The 20,576-nt window shown below is 31.8% G+C and carries 18 protein-coding genes; 7 read left to right on the plus strand and 11 right to left on the minus strand.

The features are described from left to right. Positions 1 to 9: 9 nt before the first annotated feature. The 7 genes from ACKTTV_RS10210 to ACKTTV_RS10240 form a co-directional block, all read right to left on the minus strand. Positions 10 to 453 carry an energy transducer TonB gene (locus tag ACKTTV_RS10210; protein ID WP_408030744.1) on the minus strand — a complete coding sequence of 148 codons (444 nt, stop codon included), beginning with the start codon at positions 451 to 453 and terminating at the stop codon, positions 10 to 12. A gap of 520 nt (positions 454 to 973) precedes the next feature. Beyond that, a complete protein-coding gene (locus ACKTTV_RS10215) occupies positions 974 to 2,203 on the minus strand; it encodes a hypothetical protein (protein ID WP_408030745.1) in 1,230 nt (409 codons plus the stop codon). A 156-nt stretch (positions 2,204 to 2,359) separates the two neighbouring features. Continuing rightward, a complete protein-coding gene (locus ACKTTV_RS10220) occupies positions 2,360 to 3,613 on the minus strand; it encodes a tetratricopeptide repeat protein (RefSeq protein WP_408030746.1) in 1,254 nt (417 codons plus the stop codon). A 26-nt stretch (positions 3,614 to 3,639) separates the two neighbouring features. Further along, on the minus strand, positions 3,640 to 5,172 hold the full coding sequence (locus ACKTTV_RS10225; protein ID WP_408030747.1) for a M56 family metallopeptidase: 1,533 nt from the start codon (positions 5,170 to 5,172) through the stop codon (positions 3,640 to 3,642). Further along, on the minus strand, positions 5,172 to 5,537 hold the full coding sequence (locus tag ACKTTV_RS10230; RefSeq protein ID WP_408030748.1) for a BlaI/MecI/CopY family transcriptional regulator: 366 nt from the start codon (positions 5,535 to 5,537) through the stop codon (positions 5,172 to 5,174). Before ACKTTV_RS10230 ends, ACKTTV_RS10225 begins: the two co-directional genes overlap by 1 nt. Positions 5,538 to 5,638: 101 nt before the next feature. Then, a complete protein-coding gene (locus ACKTTV_RS10235) occupies positions 5,639 to 7,459 on the minus strand; it encodes an energy transducer TonB (RefSeq protein WP_408030749.1) in 1,821 nt (606 codons plus the stop codon). Beyond that, on the minus strand, positions 7,456 to 7,824 hold the full coding sequence (locus tag ACKTTV_RS10240; RefSeq protein ID WP_408030750.1) for a BlaI/MecI/CopY family transcriptional regulator: 369 nt from the start codon (positions 7,822 to 7,824) through the stop codon (positions 7,456 to 7,458). The genes ACKTTV_RS10235 and ACKTTV_RS10240 overlap by 4 nt, the downstream gene beginning before the upstream one ends. A 144-nt stretch (positions 7,825 to 7,968) precedes the next feature. Here ACKTTV_RS10240 and ACKTTV_RS10245 point away from each other — a divergent pair, with 144 nt between their 5' ends. Together ACKTTV_RS10245 and lysS are read left to right on the plus strand one after the other, a co-directional pair. Next, entirely contained in the window at positions 7,969 to 8,469 is a 501-nt protein-coding gene (locus tag ACKTTV_RS10245) for a DUF456 domain-containing protein (RefSeq protein ID WP_408030751.1), read from the plus strand. A 310-nt stretch (positions 8,470 to 8,779) separates the two neighbouring features. After that, positions 8,780 to 10,477, plus strand: coding sequence for a lysine--tRNA ligase (gene lysS / locus ACKTTV_RS10250; RefSeq protein ID WP_408030752.1), 1,698 nt, complete (start codon positions 8,780 to 8,782; stop codon positions 10,475 to 10,477). Between the two features lie 116 nt (positions 10,478 to 10,593). Here the strand turns inward: lysS and ACKTTV_RS10255 are convergent, their stop codons facing one another. Further along, positions 10,594 to 12,255, minus strand: a complete 1,662-nt coding sequence (locus ACKTTV_RS10255; protein WP_408030753.1) for a S8 family serine peptidase — start codon at positions 12,253 to 12,255, stop codon at positions 10,594 to 10,596. Positions 12,256 to 12,515: 260 nt separating this feature from the next. Next, entirely contained in the window at positions 12,516 to 13,337 is an 822-nt protein-coding gene (locus ACKTTV_RS10260; RefSeq protein WP_408030754.1) for a sugar-binding protein, read from the minus strand. Between the two features lie 277 nt (positions 13,338 to 13,614). Between ACKTTV_RS10260 and ACKTTV_RS10265 the strand changes: the two genes are divergently transcribed. The 5 genes from ACKTTV_RS10265 (at position 13,615) to ACKTTV_RS10285 (ending at position 17,610) form a co-directional block, all read left to right on the plus strand. Next, entirely contained in the window at positions 13,615 to 14,349 is a 735-nt protein-coding gene (locus ACKTTV_RS10265) for a DUF1223 domain-containing protein (RefSeq protein ID WP_408030755.1), read from the plus strand. A 150-nt stretch (positions 14,350 to 14,499) separates the two neighbouring features. Then, the gene (locus ACKTTV_RS10270; protein WP_408030756.1) at positions 14,500 to 15,111 is read left to right on the plus strand and encodes a DJ-1/PfpI family protein; all 612 of its coding nucleotides are present in this window, start codon (positions 14,500 to 14,502) and stop codon (positions 15,109 to 15,111) included. A gap of 58 nt (positions 15,112 to 15,169) precedes the next feature. Next, positions 15,170 to 16,246, plus strand: coding sequence for an ABC transporter permease (locus ACKTTV_RS10275; RefSeq protein WP_408030757.1), 1,077 nt, complete (start codon positions 15,170 to 15,172; stop codon positions 16,244 to 16,246). A gap of 111 nt (positions 16,247 to 16,357) precedes the next feature. Then, on the plus strand, positions 16,358 to 16,801 hold the full coding sequence (locus ACKTTV_RS10280) for an acyl-CoA thioesterase (protein ID WP_408030758.1): 444 nt from the start codon (positions 16,358 to 16,360) through the stop codon (positions 16,799 to 16,801). Next, on the plus strand, positions 16,801 to 17,610 hold the full coding sequence (locus tag ACKTTV_RS10285) for a DNA/RNA non-specific endonuclease (RefSeq protein ID WP_408030759.1): 810 nt from the start codon (positions 16,801 to 16,803) through the stop codon (positions 17,608 to 17,610). Before ACKTTV_RS10280 ends, ACKTTV_RS10285 begins: the two co-directional genes overlap by 1 nt. 55 nt (positions 17,611 to 17,665) lie before the next feature. Here ACKTTV_RS10285 and ACKTTV_RS10290 read toward each other — a convergent pair whose 3' ends face one another. Together ACKTTV_RS10290 and ACKTTV_RS10295 are read right to left on the minus strand one after the other, a co-directional pair. Next, positions 17,666 to 19,225, minus strand: a complete 1,560-nt coding sequence (locus tag ACKTTV_RS10290; RefSeq protein WP_408030760.1) for a CARDB domain-containing protein — start codon at positions 19,223 to 19,225, stop codon at positions 17,666 to 17,668. A gap of 144 nt (positions 19,226 to 19,369) precedes the next feature. Then, complete coding sequence (locus ACKTTV_RS10295; protein ID WP_408030761.1) at positions 19,370 to 20,545, minus strand: autotransporter outer membrane beta-barrel domain-containing protein; 1,176 nt, start codon at positions 20,543 to 20,545, stop codon at positions 19,370 to 19,372. Between the last annotated feature and the right edge of the window lie 31 nt (positions 20,546 to 20,576).

The following is a 20,576-nucleotide window of genomic DNA, read 5'->3' on the forward strand; positions in this document are numbered from 1 at the left end:
TATTTTATTTTATTGGCTTTTAACCGAAATTTTTACTGGTAATTTATACTGTGTTGTTACTGAAAAACCTTTTTTTATAGCAGGTTTTATTTTGGGTAATTTTTTAATAGAAACTTTTAAAAGACTATCTAAAGATGGTAGTATATCGTGTATTTCGGGTGAAGACTGAATGGATTTCAACTTTATCTCCCCCGTTTTATAAATTGTAAAATGAATCACAATAGTTTCGTCAATTTCATCCTGAACTGTAAAATCCGCTTCCGCCAAAGTTGAAGCTATTCTTTTCCTAATCTCTTGTTTGAAACAAGCCGTTTTTTCCGATTCATCTAAATTTTCGCAAGACACAAAAGTAGGGTAAGCATCAACACTTGTAAAATCTAGATTAGCTCTTAAATCCTCTTTTTTATTAAAGGAAAAATAATCACAAGCACCAAAGTAAAAAAGTATAAGCACTAAAATAAAGCAGTTTCTCACCCCATTGGTTTTGTGATGAAAATACTAAAAAAAAAATAATATTCCTTTAGGTAATCGCTTTTCTCTGTTCACATTAACACACCTCGCTAGGTTTCTCAAAATATTTACCATACCGAACCGATGATCTAAACGATATTTTAAAGTTGAATGTATTGAATACTGCCTGAGAATAACTTACAAATATTTAATCCTTGGGGATATCGAATACATAATTCCAAAAAATTATCATAAATTGACAAACGTTTCAGAGATTTCCTAAACGGGGAGGTTACTAAAGTAATTTTACTCTCGATAAGAACCTCATTTACATATTCAAATTTGTAGATACCAACTCTCAAAACATTTTAAAGACAGGTTGAATTTACCTGTGATAAGATAATTCTAGTAATCAATCAGAAATGATTACCAAGCAAAAAGCAACCTAATATATTATTAGGTTGCTTTATTGTTAATTTTCACTGTTCTAAATTTATTACTGGTTAAAGCATGAATTAATACTTTAAAGCATTATTTGTCCTTCGGTTATCGGCCAACTCTGTGTCCAAATAGGATAACCCCATGTAAAGTTTAAGCCAGGAATACCAAATAAACCTGCCCTTGCAAAGGCTTGCATTCCGGCCCTAAAGCCAGCAAACCAATCGATATAGCTTACTAAATCTGTATCAATATAATAGGTTCCGTTTACATAAAAACCTGCATTGGCGCCTATACCAACGCCTAAAACACCGTAAAACATAGTTTCAAATTCTCCATTAACTGCTACCGAAGCGTCAAAACCTACGGTTGCCGAAATTGGCTTAAATCTAAACCCTAAATCATAAGCATCATGAATATAACTCCATCCATTACCACGATTATATCGAATCCCTTCTTTTAATGTTACCGTTCCTTCAACACCAGTTGAAATACTGGCATTTACAGATCCATTCGCATCTAAAGTAACATTTACGGAATTCGTAATTACTACTGGCACCCATCCAATCCAAAAAGTTACTGGAGGTAATGGTATTTTAGCTAGTGGAATACTATGCTTAAATAAAGGAACTGAATGACTCCAAATAAGATCTAGGCTTGCTGTTTTTTTACTAGTAATAATAGTCCTAAACTCTTGCAATTGCCACCAATGGAAACGAACTCCAAAATCTAAAGAAGGCTGAACCGAGAAACTACCGTTTGCCTTAATTTGATCATGAGTAGTTGAATGATTCCCATCTGCATCAAAAATTACTCTGTTTAAAGAAATGGTAAAGGTTCCTAAATTAGCCCCTTTTTCCATGGAAGTATTATATGAAACCAAATCACCTTTATCTGTTCGTAAAGGTCTTTTGAGATCCATATTATCATAGTTATAGATTACATCAAGATTACCCTCAGGCATTAAATCCGTAACCTCAGCGATTTCTGTTTCAACAATTATTTTATCTCCTTCCTGAACAACAGATACAATTTTTCTTAAGAACCCATTGGGCGCTGTAGATAATTGCCCTGCAGCTAAATATTCTTTTCCTTTTAAATTTAATTGGCTATTCTTTTTAAAAACAATTCTATTCTCTTCTACATTTACAATTGATTCAACCAAGTTATCTCCCTGATTAAAAACGATAGTCACCTCTTTCTTATCCTTTTCTTGACTTGAAAGATTTTGACTAGTTAACTCCCCTGAAGTGTCGTCACTACATGACACTAAAAAAAGGACAATACATGTAACTACAAATAATAGTTTTTTCATAATTAGAACATTTTAAAATTTGTTAAAATTAACATATTCTTAACATTAAAATGTTCACATAAGTTTTTCCCAATTATTTTAAACACAAGAAAACCAACATTTTAACATCATTTTCTTGCCATTCATCATTAAAAATGAACTACTACCATTTCTCTATTATTCTAGAATTTCTCCTTGTTTGAAGTAATGCTTTTTAATCACTTTCAATCTTTCTTCCGCATGACTTGTTAGCTTTTGATCGAGAGATTTAAATCGCTCTAAATATGTCTTATAATGTTTATAAGCGATTCTTTTATCTTCATAAAAGTGTTCGGTAACCACAGCTAATCGATATAAGGCTCTGAAATTATCACGACTCTCTTTTAATGATTTCTCATAATGGAAAATCGCTTTTTTTGGCTCTTTAAGTTTTTCGGCCGTTAGTCCTAATTTATAATATTCTGTGTCTCTATACTCTTTTCCTATAAAAGTCGCAAAACTATAGTTCAAGTCTGCTCGTTTAAAATTCTCCTCTTCGAACTCTATATCTCCAAGATAAGTATATACTTTATAATCATTACGATCAATTTTACCTGCTTTTTTAAAACACTCTCTGGCTTTCTCAAAGTCTTTCAATTTGAAATAGGTTCTTCCTAACATTTTCTTTGTGTACAACTCATTGGGCTTAATGGAATCAATTCTTTGTAAAAGAACAAGAGCATCTTCGAATTTCTTTTCTCTATATAAATCATTTATCTTAAGCTTATTCAATTCTAAGTGATTTGGATTAACGAGAAGCCCTTGATTTACAAATATTGCAGACGAATCACGATCTTTGATACGCAAATAATCAACCGCCAAATTTTCAATAGATTTCATATGAGTATCGTCTCTTTCGTATGCATCTAAGAAACTATCCATCTTAGGGTCTCTTTGTTTTAGTAACTTAAAAGCCATCCCTTTATAATAATGATAATTAGCATTTGAGTTATCTTTTTCTATCAATTCTTGAAACAATCTCAGCGCCTTTTTCCCTTTTCTCAGTTTAACATACAACTTCCCCAATTGATACGTGACGAACAAGTTTTCTTTATCTTGCTCATGTAGTTTCTCATAGATTTTTATGGCCGCACTGAGCTTCTTCTGCTTAACATAAATAGCTCCAAGTTTTACACTGGCACTATAGCTCTCTTTTATTTTTAAGGCTTCTTCATAGTAAAAAGCAGCTGAACGAATATTTTCAAGATTATTATAAATGCTCGCTATTTTTTTATTAGTCTCAAAAGTACTTGGCTGCTCTTTTAGTAGTTTTAAAGCAGATTGATACCTCCCTCTGTTTAACAAACTATCAACTTTAGTAAAAGTCGAGGTCTGTGCCTCGACTTTAAAAAACATTACTGTTAGAATAATAGTTAATAAGCTCTTTTTCATAAATTATATTGTATTAATTGTTTTGATTATCCTTCTATATTTAATGTTATTGGTAAGGTGTACCCTACTCGAACTACTTCTCCCCTTTCTTCTCCTGGCACCATTTTAGGTAATTTACCTAACATTTCAATAGCTGCCAATTTCAATGCTGGATGAGGAGCTCTTGCCTGAAGATCTACCACTTTTCCTGTTTTATCTATTTTGAAAAAACAATAAATCCTTTTTTTACCTGGTAATAACCCTAATTTGTTTACCATTGACATATCAAAATACTTCATGGCAAAATCTGTCATACTTTTGTTAAAACAAGATTTATCTCCTTCATCACATCCTGGAAAAGTTGGAATTTTATCAACCTGTGAAAACGGTACATGATCAACATTTCGAAAGACTGAATTTGTTGCTTTTAATTTGAACGCTTCTCTATGAAGTCCAATAACTTTTCTCCCTTCAAAATCATATAATTTATAGTAGAATGGACTTTTATTATCATCTTTTGACTTTATTCCATCCAAAAAGTTATTCTTAAATTCTAACAACTCCTCCTTTTCTTCGTTATTTAATTCTTCTTGCGAAACTTCTTTCCCCAAAGATTCTCCATCAAGAGATATAAACAAATCTAAATGCGTTTCTTTTTTAGTTTCTTGGTATCTCCCTTTTGTTCCGATATAAACCTTTTGTAATTGTTTATTCTCAACTTTTTCTAACTGATTTTCACTACAGGAAGCATAAAACAACATACTCCCAAGAACTGGTATCAATAATAAATACTTAAGTTGTCTTATCTTTCTCGACTGATTTTTTGTCATCATAATTATTCGTTTTTTGATTAATGAATGTTTATAAAATTGATTAATGAATGAAATGTTTTCTACCTGAAAAACATCAGATAGTAAATTATTTATATAGCTAATTTTTTCTATTTCTTTGCTCACTTCTGCATCTGAAATATATTCATGAACAAGAGACACTCTATGTTGATAAACATATACCATAGGATTGAACCACATAATTATTCGCAGCAATTCAAAAAATAACAAATCAATTGTATGGTTCTGAGAGCAATGCACGAGTTCGTGTTTGATTACTTTTTCTCTTTTTTCTTCAGGAATGCCTTTACCTATAAAAATGTAGTTGAAAAAAGAGAAAGCATTGGTGGACTTCTCTAACAAAATTAACTTGTAACCTTTCTTTACCATAACTTCATTTTCTTTTATTAAAGTAATAACCTTCAACACCTTACTAAGAAACACTACAAAAAACACTAGGCTTCCAAAAACAAACAAAACATCTAAATAATTAATAGACTGATACCATGAGGTTTTTTCTATTACTTGTTGAGGAGATAAAACCACTTCAGGTAGCATAATTGTATACTCTAATGGTACAGACTCTTTTACTGATGGAAATTTTATCAGTGGCAAAACAAACGATATTGAAGCTGTACCTAATAAATACCATCTATTTTTAGAGAAAAATGTTTCTTTACTTAAAAACAAATCGTATACCAAGACAAATAATACTTGGAACAATAATACTTGAATAATGTAACTAATCATTACTTCTTATTTTTATTCACTTCTTTTAATATATTCTCCAATTCGGAGATATCCATCTTGTTTTCTTTTACAAAAAAAGAAACCATGCTTTTGAAAGATCCTCCGAAGTATCCATTAACCAACTTTTGGACACTTTGATTACTATAATCATTCTTAGCTATCAATGGGAAATACACATACCCTCTTCCTTTGGACTTATGGCCAACAAAATCTTTTGTTTCTAAAATTCTAATAATTGTTGAAACGGTATTATAAGCTGGTTTCGGGCTATCTATCTCTTCAATTACTTCTTTTACTGAAGCTTCTTGTAAATCCCATAAAACCTGCATTATTTGTTCTTCTGCTTTTGTCAATTGTTTACTCATGGTAATCTACTATTATTTGTTATTTTTAGTTTATTTCGATTATATCTTTCTTTTATTCAGGAAGCCTAGGCTTTTATTTTTAGCAATTATTTTTTTGATTGTTACTTTTTTATCTCAAAAGTAATAGGCAACGTATACTCTATATTTATTTTTTTCCCATCCTTATCTTCCCCTGGGACAAGTTTAGGAAGCTTTTTCAAAAATTCTATTGTGTGCTCTTTAAGTTTCGGATGTGGCGCTCTTACATTTATATCGTAAACAACCCCGTTTTTTCCAATTTTAAAAACACCATATATCCTCTTCTTCCCCGGAGCCAAATCTAAACTCTTTGCTAATTTTATATCGAAATGATCAATAACAAATTGAGCCATTCCTTCCATTAAACATTTTTTATCTCCATCGTTACACCCTACAAATGTCGGTGATTTGTGAGCTTGTGATAGTGGAATCCCAGAATTCTCGTAGTTATTATTAAAACTTTCTTCTACTTTCACTGGAATCTCTTGAACCCCTTCAATATAGAAGGTAATTGGTAATGTATACCCTACATTAACTTTATTTCCATCTTTGTCTTCACCAGGAACAAACTCAGGAAGTTTTTTTAAGACATCAAAAGTATATTGTTTTAAAGCAGGATGCGGTGCTCTAACCTGAGTATCGTATACCACTCCATTTTTACCTATTTTAAAAACGGCATAAATTCTTTTTCTACCAGGAGTTAGCCCTAAATTATTAGCAACCTTCATATCAAAATTCTCTTTAATAAAGTTTGCCATTCCTTTATTCAAACACTTTTTATCTCCCTCTTTACAACCAGGGAATGTTGGTGCCTTATGAATAACTGAAAAAGGTATTACATTTAAAACAGTATTTTCCGAAACCTTATTCTCTAAAACTTCTGTTCCTTTTGCTACATTTTTAAACTTCTTATCTTGAATTCCGTTAACTTTAGACTTTGAAGCTCTCTCCTTCTGTTTCTTTACTGCTTTAACTGGAACTATTAAATTATCAGAAGCTTTATCTCCTCCATTTGATTTCACGGAAATTGTATTTAACAACTTATTTTTTGCTTCAGCCTTGATACAGGAAGAATACACTATCATTCCCACGAGTGCAGGAAGCAGCAGCAAATATTTTAATCGTTTAACTTTTTTTGATTGTTCTTTTGTCATCATAATTATTCGTTTTTTAATTAATGAATGTTTATAAAATTGATTAATGAATGAAATACTCTCAACCTGAAAAACTTCAGAGAGTAAGCTGTTTATATAATGAGGTCTATTAGTCACCTTGCTCATTTCGGCATCAGTGATGTACTCATGTATTAATGTTATTCTTTTATGATATAGATAAATGGCTGGATTAAACCACAGAACTATTCGAAGTAACTCAAAAATTAATAAATCGATACTATGATTTTGTTTTACATGAATTAGTTCATGTTCAATAATTTCTTCTCTTTTCTCTCCTTCAAGTTTTTCTCCTATAAATATGTATCCAAAAAAAGAAAATGCGCGTGATCTCCCTGGCAAAAGAACCAAAGTATAACCTTGTCTTTTTTCTATGCGATTGCGAGAAATCAATCTCATCACCTTTACAAGTTTCATTAAAAAGATTAAGAAGAATACAGAAACTCCTAAATAGATAAAAATATTTAAAGCACTTAAAGATTCATACCAGGGCGATTTCTCAATAACTCTTTGTGGCGAGAGAACAACCTCTGGAAGCATAATCATATACTCCGTTGCAACCGATTCTTTTATTGAAGAAAACTTCGCTAGTGGTAAAAGTAATGACAGAAAAACGGTTCCTAATAAGTACCATCGATTTCCTTTAAAGAACGTTTCTTTACTTAAAAACAAGTCATAAATAAGTATAAACAGCGCCTGAAAAAGCAGTACTTGAATAATGTAATTTATCATGATCTCTGATCTTTATTTATTTCCTTCAATATATTCTCCAATTCCTTTATATCCATCTTATTTTCTTTTACGAAAAAAGAAACCATACTTTTAAAAGACCCTCCAAAATATCCGTTCAAGAGCTTATGAACGCTTTGATTACTGTAATCATCCTTTTCTATCAACGGAAAATAAACATACCCTCTTCCCTTTGGACGATGCCCAACAAACTCCTTTGTCTCTAAAATTCTAATAATTGTAGATACAGTATTGTAGGCTGGCTTAGGTTCCTCCAACTTTTCAATCACCTCTTTAACAGATGCTTCATTTAAAGTCCATAAAACCTGCATTATCTGCTCTTCGGCCTTGGTTAATTGTTTATTCATTATTGATGAAATTATTTATAGCTTTTTCAAATATAACTAATTTTTTAGTTTAAACTAATTTTTTAGTTGAACTGTAACAAACTTTAACATAAATCGTCTTATTAATGAACAAAAATTATACCCTATTTTTCAGCTATTTATTCTATGGATACGTTTTTACTAATTTTAGCTTTCTTATTTTCTTGCTTAGGAATCATTGGTTCTTTTTTACCCGTACTACCTGGTCCCATAACTGGTTGGGTAGGATTATGGCTACTCCATCTAACAAAAGCAGTTCCAATGAATACCTCTTTTTTGGTTATCACTTTTATTATTGCTTTGGTCATTTTTATTTTAGACTATTTCATTCCTGCCTTGGGAACCAAAAAATTTGGCGGATCTAAATATGGAGTGTACGGAACAACCATTGGACTTATAGTAGGACTACTCTCGCCAATTCCATTTGGTATACTAATTGGAGCTTTTGTTGGTGCACTTATTGGAGAACTCATGTACGATAGTAAAGACACCAATCGTGCTCTTAAAGCTTCTTTCGGAGCATTCCTTGGTTTTCTAGCCTCAGTAACCATAAAGTTCTCAGTAGCTGCTATCTTTTTTGTCTTATTTATTATTAAATTTTGGGAGTACAGTGGCAACTTTTGGTAGACCTAATAACTCACTTGGATAAACGAGTTTGAAAAAGTTATCATAAGATATTAACTAAAAAGCAAAAAAAAGCAACCCATCTCAGGGAAGCTTTCCATTGGTAACAAAACCATGGTGCTATTCAGCACCTTAACAACACAACTAAACGCTGCCTTTTACAACAAGACAGCCTGCAAATATACAAACTAAATTATAACTACCAAAAAAATCACATTTTTTTGAATAAAATCTGTCTCCTCTTTACATTGCTTAATAATTTTATTGATCGTATCTTTGCGCTTTTAAATTTAGAAACGTAAAAAACAAAGCAATGCAATTATCAGAACAAGAAGTTGTACGTAGAGAAAAGCTTGCCAAGTTAAGAGAACTTGGTATTAATCCATATCCAGCAGATTTATATCCTTTAGACACTAATTCTAAAGAGATTAAAGATGATTTTAAGGAAGGCAAGAAGGTTATTATTGCTGGTAGATTAATGTCTCGTCGTATTCAAGGAAAAGCTTCTTTTGCTGAATTGCAAGATAGCTTTGGAAGAGTTCAAGTATATTTCAACAGAGATGAAATTTGTACAGGAGAAGATAAAACCTTGTATAACGAAGTTTATAAAAAATTACTAGATATAGGTGATTTTATTGGTATTGAAGGAGAATTATTCACAACTCAAGTTGGAGAGTCAACTGTACTGGTAAAGAACTTTACTTTATTAAGTAAGTCATTAAAGCCTTTACCTCAACCAAGAGTTGATAACGAAGGAAATGTTTTTGATGCATTCACAGATCCTGAATTACGTTATCGCCAAAGATATGTTGATCTTGTTGTCAATCCTCATGTAAAGGAAGTGTTTGTAAAACGTACAAAACTTTTCAATGCTATGCGTCAGTTTTTTAATGATGCTGGTTATTTTGAAGTTGAAACTCCAATTTTACAACCAATTCCAGGAGGTGCCGCTGCAAGACCTTTTATAACGCATCATAACGCATTAGACATTCCTTTGTACATGCGTATTGCAAATGAGCTTTACTTAAAGCGTTTAATTGTAGGTGGTTTTGATGGTGTATATGAATTCTCGAAAAACTTCAGGAATGAAGGAATGGATAGAACTCATAACCCTGAGTTTACAGCAATGGAAATTTATGTAGCTTATAAAGACTACAACTGGATGATGGAGTTTACTGAAAAGCTTTTAGAACACTGTGCTATCGCAGTAAACGGAACTACAAAAGCTACTTTTGGAGAGCATGAGGTTGACTTTAAAGCGCCATATGCAAGAGTAACTATGGCAGATTCTATTAAGCATTTTACCGGGTTTGATATTTCTGATAAATCTGAAGACGAAATCAGAGCTGCTGCCGAAGGAATGGGAATCGAAGTAGACGATACTATGGGGAAAGGAAAGTTAATCGATGAGATTTTTGGTGAGAAATGTGAAGGAAATTATATTCAACCTACATTTATTACTGATTATCCAAAGGAAATGTCTCCATTATGTAAAGAACACAGAGACAATCCAGAATTAACTGAGCGTTTTGAATTGATGGTTTGTGGTAAAGAAATTGCCAATGCTTACTCAGAATTAAATGACCCTATCGATCAGCGTGAGCGTTTTGAGGCTCAATTAAAATTAGCTGAAAGAGGAGATGATGAGGCTGGAGAGTTTATTGATCGAGATTTCTTAAGAGCGTTAGAATACGGAATGCCTCCTACATCAGGATTAGGTATTGGTATTGACCGTTTAATTATGTTCTTAACAAACAATCAATCAATTCAAGAAGTACTTTTCTTCCCACAAATGAAGCCTGAAAGACAAGCGCCAGCTGTTGAATTAAACGATGATGAAAAAGCTGTTTTAGCTTTGATAGAAAAAGCTGAGAAGATTGATTTAAATGAGTTAAAATCTCAAAGTGGATTAAGCAATAAAAAATGGGATAAAACCATTAAAGGTTTAACCAAAAACAAACTTGCGAAAGTTGAAAAAACAGAAGAAGGTTTGTTTGTGGAGGTTGTTTAATCTATAACACAGATACAAAAATAAAAAGGAATTGCTTGTTTAGCAATTCCTTTTTATTTTTCATAACTCTCAGAATTTCATAAAGATTACAGAACTGATATAGTCAAAAAAGGTACTTAATGTCTCTTCTTTTTGGAAACCTCTCCTGCTAATTTAAGTGCATTAAAAGCATTTATAATTTTTCCTGATTTAGACATCTGATTAAATGGCATTTCTTTCCCTTTTTCTCTCGGCACTTTAACCATTATAGAATATTCTACTCCCGAATTTAAAATAATATTTTTAACCTCCGCTGAGGTTAAATCTGGATAATAAGAAAAAATTAAACCTGCTACCCCAGAAACTAAAGGTGTGGCTAATGAAGTACCACTATTATACTTAAATTTATTATTTACATCTGTTGTATACAGGTAATTCCCTGGTGCGAAAACATCTACATTTTCCTTTCCATAATTCGAAAATCTAGCAATTAAGTTTTTGTCTAATGAATAACTACTAGCTCCAACTACTATGAAATTATCCACAAACTCTTTTCCTGCTACATTATCTATTGGGTAAAAGTCTTCTTCATCAGTATTAGTCGCCTCGTTTCCTGCTCCATGTATCAATAAAACATCATTTTCTTTAGCATATTTAACAGCATCAATTACCCAATCTGAATGTAATGAGAAACGTTTTCCCCAACTCATATTTATAATTTTTGCACCATTATCAACAGCATATCTTATTGCCAGAGCGACATCTTTATCATATTCATCACCAGTAGCAACCATTACTACAGGCAATATTTTTATATTGTCTGAAACTCCCTTTACCTCCAAATTATTGGCTCTGCTTGCGGCGAGAAGACCAGAAACAGAAGTAGAATGTTGAAAAGGCACGTCACCAAAAACAATATTATTCCCATAAATAGAGTCTTCGATATCTTCACTATTTTCATTCAAACCTTCCCTTTCATTGTAAGATACATTATAACCATAAGTTATTAGGTTTTTATAATATTTATAATACCTTTTAAACTTATCTTCTGTAAAATTGTTTCTCTGAGCATACTTTAACACTTTTATCATCCCTTCTAATTCGGGATTTAATTTCTGAATACTGTCCAATTCATCCGGCATGTATTTTTCTTTATTGAAACGCTCCTTTAATTCTTGTTTCGCTTTTACATAAACTATGCTAATTGAATCAAAGTACTTCATGTTTGCTTTCGCTTTCTTTGCTTCTGAATAGTAAATACCCCTAACTCTCTTGTACATCTTATACTCTTCAAGCTGCTTTTCAGACAAACCATTTTTATCTTTATTTTCATATTTATCCTTGTAAGCCCTAACTATTCTGGTTATTTCTGAATTCTGGTATAAAATATCTTTCCCTTGTAAAGTTCCTAAAAAGTTCCATCCATTTATATCGTCTATATACCCATTTTTATCATCGTCTATACCATTACTAGGAATTTCTTTTTTATTTGTCCAAATATTATCCTTTAGCTCATCGTGATGAATATCTAACTTCGTGTCTATTACAGCAACGACAACCTCTTTCCCTTTTTTTCCTCTTAATATTTCAGAATACGCTCTATCTAGACTTATCCCTGGAATAGTATCAAGCTGTATATCTTTATGTTGCCAGTTTTTATATTCATTCTCTGTGAGCTTAATTTTCTTTTTACCAGATTTATAACTTATATAGGAGAGATTTCTTTGACAACTGCAACCATAAAGACTAATTAAAACAAATAGGAGATTACATTTTAAAAATACGTTCAAGTTTTTCATAATTTTTTTTTCGATTAAAATCCAAATATATGTTTTTTTATAAGTTTAATAAGTTGAATTTATAGGAATTCAATAAAGAAGTTTGACATTCAAAAAAAGCGAAATACCCATCAAAACTTTAACCAAAAACAAACTTGCCAAAGTTGAAAAAACAGAGAAGGTTTGTTTGTGGAGGTTGTTTAAATAAATCACTTTCTAAAATATTTAAAAGGGGAATTGCCGAAGCAATTTCCCTTTATTTTTGAACTGTATATATTAAATCACTTTTCAACAAATAGAACACTTCCAAAAACATCGGAATTTATATAACCGTCATCGTTATTATTCCCATGATACTTTTTTGATCCCATAAAATTCTCTCGTCGATTGTTACCATCATTATCGCCATAAGCAATTGAAAAACCTATTAATTTATTATCGGTAATTTTCAGGGGTATATTATTCTTCAATTTTTCATCAAATGTATTATCGTATAATTTTATTGCCATTTCCCATAGATACTTATTACCCTCCTGAGATTTTTTTACCTCAACATGATCATCAAAAAAGATGGTTTCTTCAGTTGTACTTTTATCAATTGCATGTCCCTCTGTCGAAACATGATAAGCAAAAGCCTGATGGTTAAACTTATGATTCCCTCCAGATTTATCTTCATCAATAAAAACCTCAACATAATCACCTTTCCAATAATTATCTTTCCCATTGGCAAGTGTCTCGTTTAAATAATCATCAACAACCTCTACCAAAATATAAAGATATTCTTCATCCCAAGCCAATTTAAATTTTCCCTGATAGTCTGAAGAACTCACAGGGTCTCCCATCCATATATAATTCATCCCATACCAAGGAATATCGTTCCATATTCGTTCTTCTCCAATACCATCCACTATAATTTTTTCCTGAGTTTTGTAAGCCTTGAAGTCTCCATTCTCTTTTGAAATTACTATTTCTTTTGCTTTTTTGACAACCTCTTTTTTAGGCAAATCGTTTGTAATTTTGACCTCCTCCTTACTTTTCTTACATGATGTCATTAATAAAAACATCAAAAGCAATTTTAAAAAAGCCTTTCTTTTATCCCCCATCCCTTTGTAGTTTATTATCTATTATTAATTGATTATCAAACAATTGAAGCCTTAAAAATAGAAAAACGTAGTTCAAAACCAAGAAACTACCTAAAAATCAAGACATTGTTAAATACATTTTCTTCTAAGTCAAATGTCTTGATAAAAACACATGAGGCATTCAAAATAGACAAATTATAAAACCCGAACACAAGCGTCGAAATATTTTAAATCTCATTTTAGTGAGTAAGGAATAACTCTGATATACGAACAAAATTTATATCGCAAAATCCATAAAATGAAAACATTAATCTTGGGCTTCCTTATAACTTTGGGCTTCTACACAACCGATAAAACATATACTGAATATGACCCCATAGCTGTTCTTGAACTTTTCACCTCTCAAGGGTGCTCGAGTTGTCCTTCCGCAGACAATTTATTAGACAGAATAAACAAAGATTATGACGATAAAAACGTTTTTGCTCTTTCGTATCATGTTTCCTATTGGAATTATATCGGGTGGAAAGATCCTTTTAGTGACCCAAAGCATACAAATAAGCAAAATGCATATGCCAGAAAATTTCGAAGTCGCTCAATATATACACCTCAATTAGTTATTAATGGGAAGGAACATTTCGTAGGCTCCAATGAAACCGCCATGTATTCAAAGGTGAAAGAGCACTTAAAAATAAAAACTAGCAATCAAATAGAAATCATTAAAACAAGTCGAAATAGCAACAACGTAAATATTAGTTTTAAAATTAATGGAAATACAGACGCAAGACAAACGCAAGTTATTCTGGTTTTAAAAGGTAGACAAACACAAGTTAAACGAGGAGAAAATCGAAATAGAACTTTAAAAAACAGCAACATTGTTGTTTCTGAAAAATTTGTTCCAACTTCAAATCAGCTAGCTGAGATCTCTTTGGATATTCCTACATATGTTGGCAATGAAGAAAAACTTCAAGTTATTGTACTTACCAAACACGATGATTTATCTATCACTGGAGCTTCAAAAAGCACCTATTTTTAACCAGTTCCTTAACTATATTCTTATAAATAAGTTTGGGCACCTCATCTAGTAGCTAAATCACAACTAGTAAGTAAAAAAAGAGATGTTTTTAAAAGACATACACTTTTTGTAGTATTTTTAGCATAAGTATCTCTTATAAATTACAAACAGATGAAAAGAAGAAACGTTGGTATTTTAATTTTTGATGAGGTCGAAGTTTTAGATTTCGCTGGCCCCTTTGAAGTTTTTGGGGTTACTGCTGACATTAATAATGATTTTTTCAATGTTTTTACAGTTGCAAAAACATCCAATCCTGTAATTGCCAGAAATGGATTATCCATCAACCCACATTTCGATTTCGACTCACATCCAGAAATTGATGTTCTGATTATACCAGGTGGCTCTATTACGCGAAAGATAATTACTGAAGAGCCTGAGATTTTAACATGGGTAAATAAAGTTCATAAAAGCACGGAAATAACAGCATCTGTTTGTACTGGAGCTATGCTTTTGGGGAAATTAAATTTACTCGACAATAAACGTTATACAACTCATCATGATGCTTTTGATTTTATGGAAAACCTAGTACCTACAGGATTTCTAATGAGAGAAGAAAGGTATGTAAACAGTGGTAATATATATACTTCAGGTGGTATTGCCGCCGGAATTGACTTATCTCTGCACCTAGTAGAAAAATTCCATGGTGAAGATATTCTAAAAAAAACCATCTTAGAAATGGAATACCTACCCAATGATTCAAACTTCAATGACTGGAATATTTAAGATTACTATTTTTCTTAAAAGAGTTGGTGAACAAAATTCTATTCTCTAGTTTTGGCTTATGAGTGAATCAAATTCTCTATGGCATATTGCACTTAGAAAATTCAAGAGAAATAAAACAGGGCTTTTTTGCTTAGCCTACATCATATTTTGCGGCTTCATTGCTATTTTTTGTTATTTATTAGCGCCAGACAATAGCAGTAATGCCAATCAAATGCATTTGGAAATTCACTCAAAACCACCTGGTTTCAATACCTTAATACTTAAGCTTCCCACCAAAAACAAAATCTCAAATAACTTTTTCGACACATTTCTTAATGGTAAAATGGAAACCCATTCTGAAATCCCCATAAAATCGTACACCTTAAAAAGTGATCACCTCGAAATCATTCAATCTTCCGATGGGTTAGTTAAAACATATCCTTTATCCATTTTTAACAACAATCCAAAATCATTCATTGAAAACAAAACATTTTGGTTAGGTACTGACAAATATGGACGCGACTTATTAAGTAGATTGCTAGTTGGTGCAAGAATCTCATTTTTTATTGGATTTATCGCTGTTTTTATCTCATTGGTTATCGGAATACCCATTGGAGCTTTTGCTGGTTATTTTGGTGGTAAAATAGACGCATTTATCATGTGGATCATCAATATTACATGGTCTATTCCTACTTTACTTTTAGTTATTGCAATTACCTTAGCCTTGGGGAAAGGTTTCTGGCAGGTTTTTATTGCTGTTGGATTAACAATGTGGGTAGAGGTAGCAAGAGTAGTAAGAGGGCAAGTAATTACAACCAAAGAACAACAATATGTTGAAGCTGCTAAAGCCCTTGGCTTCTCCGACTTTAGAATTATATTTAAACATATTTTACCCAATATTTTAGCACCTATTATTGTAATTTCTGCGGCTAATTTCGCTGCGGCTATTTTAATAGAAAGCGGACTTAGTTTTCTAGGAATTGGAGCGCAACCTCCTACTCCATCTTGGGGAGCTATGATCAAAAACCATTATAATTATATTGTATTAGGAAAGCCCTATTTGGCAATTATTCCAGGATTAGCAATTATGAGTTTAGTAATGGCTTTTATGCTTTTGGGGAATACTTTGAGAGATGTTCTAGACGTGAAGTCTTAACTACTCCTCTTTTACCTTCATCACGTTCTCTTTAAACTGCTCCTTCAATTCTTTGATAATTTCTTATTCACTTTAGCTAAAATGGTTAATTTCGTTTAAAACAAATCATCAATGAATTTTAAAGTAAACTTCACTACGAAATGGGCAGATTTCGATGCCAATATTCACATGCGTCATACTGCTTATAACGATTATGCCGCGGAATCAAGATTACGGTATTTTAAAAAGTATGACATCACCATCCATGATTTCACGAAGGAAAAAATTGGACCAATTCTTTTCGAAGAGAATACTAAGTTTTTAAAGGAAATCCATTTAGGAGAAGACATATCTGTTAATTTAAAACTTCTTGGTTTGTCAAGAAATGGTGAACGATGGAAAATTCAACATGAAGTTTTTAATAAAGATGGTAAGCTATCCGCAATAATCACTGTTTATGGCGCTTGGCTGGATTTAGTTAAAAGAAAACTCACGGTTCCACCAAGTAAGTTTCAAGACATTTTCAAGGAAGCTGAAAAAACTGAGAACTACGAAGAAATCTTAATCAATCAATAATGACAACATCAAGAAAGATTAAAGTTGTTGTTTTATTGGTTGCTCTTGGAGTAAGTTTTTGGTTAAATAATTCGAAAGAAGACCAAAAAAATACTCAAGAAGAAACTTCTGTTCAAACCAAAAATATTAGTGGATTTAACTACTTACCTACCTCAACAACTGGAGTGATTATTCATCATGACAATTACCAATTGTCATACAATGAAAAACACGAACAAGCTGAATGGGTAGCCTATTCTTTGAAAAAAGAAGATATTGTTTACACTAATCACAAAAGACCATTCTTTATTAGAGACCCTAAAGTTAAAAGTAAATCGGCAGATTGGAGAAACTATAAAAGATCAGGATACGATAGAGGTCATTTATGCCCTGCAGGCGATCGAAGATTTTCTAAAAAGGCGCATGATGAAACTTTTTACACCTCTAATATTTCGCCTCAAGAACATAAATTTAATGCTGGTATTTGGAACAAACTAGAACAAAAAACCAGGTATTGGGCAAAGAAATACGATCATCTATATGTTGTTACTGGAGGTATTTTAAAGAGTAATTTAAAGGCTATAGGAAAAGAAAATGTAAGTATCCCAGAAGAGTTTTATAAGATAATTTTAGATTATTCTGAACCTGAAATTAAAGCTATCGCTTTTTTAATGCCACATAAAGAAAGTAGCAAACCTCTTTATGAATTTGTTACTTCTATTGACGAAATAGAAAAGAAAACAGGCATAGACTTTTTCCCTTCTCTACCGGATAATTTAGAAAATCGCTTAGAAAAATCAACTCAGTATAAAAACTGGAGTTTTAGATAAAAAAAGCTGCCTCATTGTGTATATGAGGCAGTACTTATTTATACAACTTGAAGTATTACTTTTTAATAATTTTCTGAGAGTTCCCTTGGTTATCTTGTATAATGTAAATCGTATTGTTTTTTAATTTTTGTACTGTTGATGACTCTTCCTCTTTATCATTTACAATAACTCTTGAAAAATCGTTGAAATTAAAAATTAACTTAGGAAAGTGAAACCCTCTACTATAAAGATTACCACTACTTGTAATATACTTAAACGACTCAGAAACGTCGTTATTCTGCTCTCCTTGAGCGTTTTCGGCAACACTATTATTCTTATCAACATGTACAAAGAAATAATAAGTTTTAGAAGTATTTAATCGTGTATGAGACCCAATAACTCCAAAGTTAGAATCATAGCGATATGAAAAACATTTTTCTTGAGTACCATTTGAATTAATGGCACCATACGACTGGTTTGCTTTTATTGTTGTCCAAGCATCATAAATACTTGTCGTTGGTGAAATCAATACATCGAGTTTTGAATTTCCTGCATTTGCATTCCCTTTATTTTGAATGGTAACGCAAATATCATGATTAGTATCCTTTAAAAGTTTTAAGGGCTTATTAGCATTGTCGCTATATGTGTATTTAACTTCACCAAAATTGTCTGTAATAAGGTTATTAAATTGATCACGATACCCTATTTTTATTTGTTTTAATACTAGATCTGGTTCACCTCCAGTATTAGGATTCGATAAGGTCGAACAATTTCCAATGGCGGTTACCGAGGTATTTATATCAAAATCAGCATCTCCTCTACCCCAATAATTATTGGATACTACAAAATATCTAGTTCCTAAGTTAAAATTGTTCCCGAAATTAGCAGTATACACTTTGTTTGTAAGATGCAAATCAGCTGTATATAAATTTACTTTGTAAGTACCATCATGACTTCTAGAACCATGACATAAGTAATCTACTGCCTTTTGTTTACTAGTGAAGGTTATAATGTTGTGGTAATTATATGTTTTTTCATAAACAAATACATTGACATTATTTTCAGCGTAATCCAAATCCGCATCAGAATCGCCCAAACTTTCAGATTTATTGTTAATTACGCAATATCTTGAACCTAGATTAAATTCATTTCCAAAATCTACTTTCATCACTGAACCGACACTTGTATGATATTGAAAGATATTAGAAGGCAACTTTATATGTACCTTCATATTAAAACGATCGGAGCTTCTATTTTCACGTAAACTCTGATAAGAAGAATAAGTTGATAAGTTAAAGTAATAATATTTCATATTACATATCGTATGACTATTAAGACTATTAGATACAGAAGGATGGTTTAGATCAAAATCAGCATCACCACTTCCTTCACTCAAATTGGTAACTTTACAATAGCGCTTGCCCAAACCAAAATTACTTCCTAAGTCAAGGTAATAATAACTACCCAAATTCAATTGATTCGGATGCTCTATATTGACCTTAACAACAAATCGATCTACAACATCTTGAGCACAGGCTTTTTCTTGTGTGGAATAGGTTTCAAATCTATAATAAGTTATTTGAGAATAGGTCATTTTGGTGATAAATAGCAAAAGTAATAAGGTAATTTTCTTCATAATATATTTTTAAAATTTAATCAAATCTATTTCAAAAAACATTAATTCCTGTTAAGCAACTATTAGAGATATGTAAACTTTTGGCAATAAAAAAAACCGAGCTTAATGCTCGGTTTTTTTTATTTCTTTTATTCTTTCTGTTTATTAGAAATTATATCCTGTCCAAGCAAAAACTGAAGTATCAGCTCCACCAGAAGTAGCCTCTGTAACATTAATTGTTGCTCCACCAGAAGTAGTATTCTTAACATCACTAGAATCTAAACCATTTGCAGGGTTTGCATTTGCTGTAATACTAGTAGTATCGTTTGCGTCACCTTTTGAATCTTTTAAATCGATAACATCTGAAAATATTGCTCCAGTTCCTAAAGCTAAATAAGCATTGGTAATGTTTGCAGCTGCTCCTCTTCTAACTTTAATTCCATCAGACAAAGTTACTCCTTCTGCGTTATTTATTATAGTCAAACCATTTACTGTAAAGTTAGATTGGTTAATATCAGATGGCGTGTTACCGTCTAAGTTTCCATCGGCTTCAATTCCACGAGGGTCAGAAGTTACTGCAGTAAAACCATTTTCTCTAACTCCATATAAATTTGTACAAGTACCTACATAACCTTGTGTAAAATCAAACATATCATCTTTAGCATTTACAACTAAAATATTTGTAGCATTTACTGTACCTCCAAAAAATTCAATAGCATCGTCATCACCGTTTAAAATTGCAATGTTAGAAATAGTTGTTCCTGAACCAACTCCATTTAAAGTTAATCCATTATGCTCAGCTTCATCATCAATTCTTGCTCCAGTATATTCTATTTTTACATAATTTAAAACTCCTGAATTGTCGTTAGCAACATCTCCTCCGTACTCTATAGCAGTGTTAACCTCTGCAGTTGAGTTACTATTTGATCCATTTTGTCTACTTAAAGGTGCTTTACCGTTTAAGATGATACCACCCCAATCTCCAGACCTAGGACTTGTTGCATTTGAAGTAAACACAATTGGATTTGACTCTGTACCATTAGCAATAATTTTACCACCTTTTTCTACTAAAAGATACACATCGGTTCCTCCTGCTAAGGCTTTAACTCTTACTCCTGCATCAATAGTTAGAGTAGCGCCATCTTTAACTAATAAAGCTCCAGTCAAAGTATAATCAAGTCCAGACTGTAATCTTAAGTCAGTAGTTAAGTTTCCTGCTAAATTTTGAGCAGTTACTTCTCCACCTGGATTTCCCCCTGAAATTTCATCATCATTATCTAATGAACATGAAGCAAAGAATAAAGATGAGATTGCTATCGTTGATAAAATAATTTTTTTCATTTTGTTTTATATTATTTGTTTTGTTTTAGTC

This window comes from Tenacibaculum xiamenense (genome assembly GCF_964513065.1).
GTDB classification, from domain to species: Bacteria; Bacteroidota; Bacteroidia; order Flavobacteriales; family Flavobacteriaceae; genus Polaribacter; species Polaribacter xiamenense.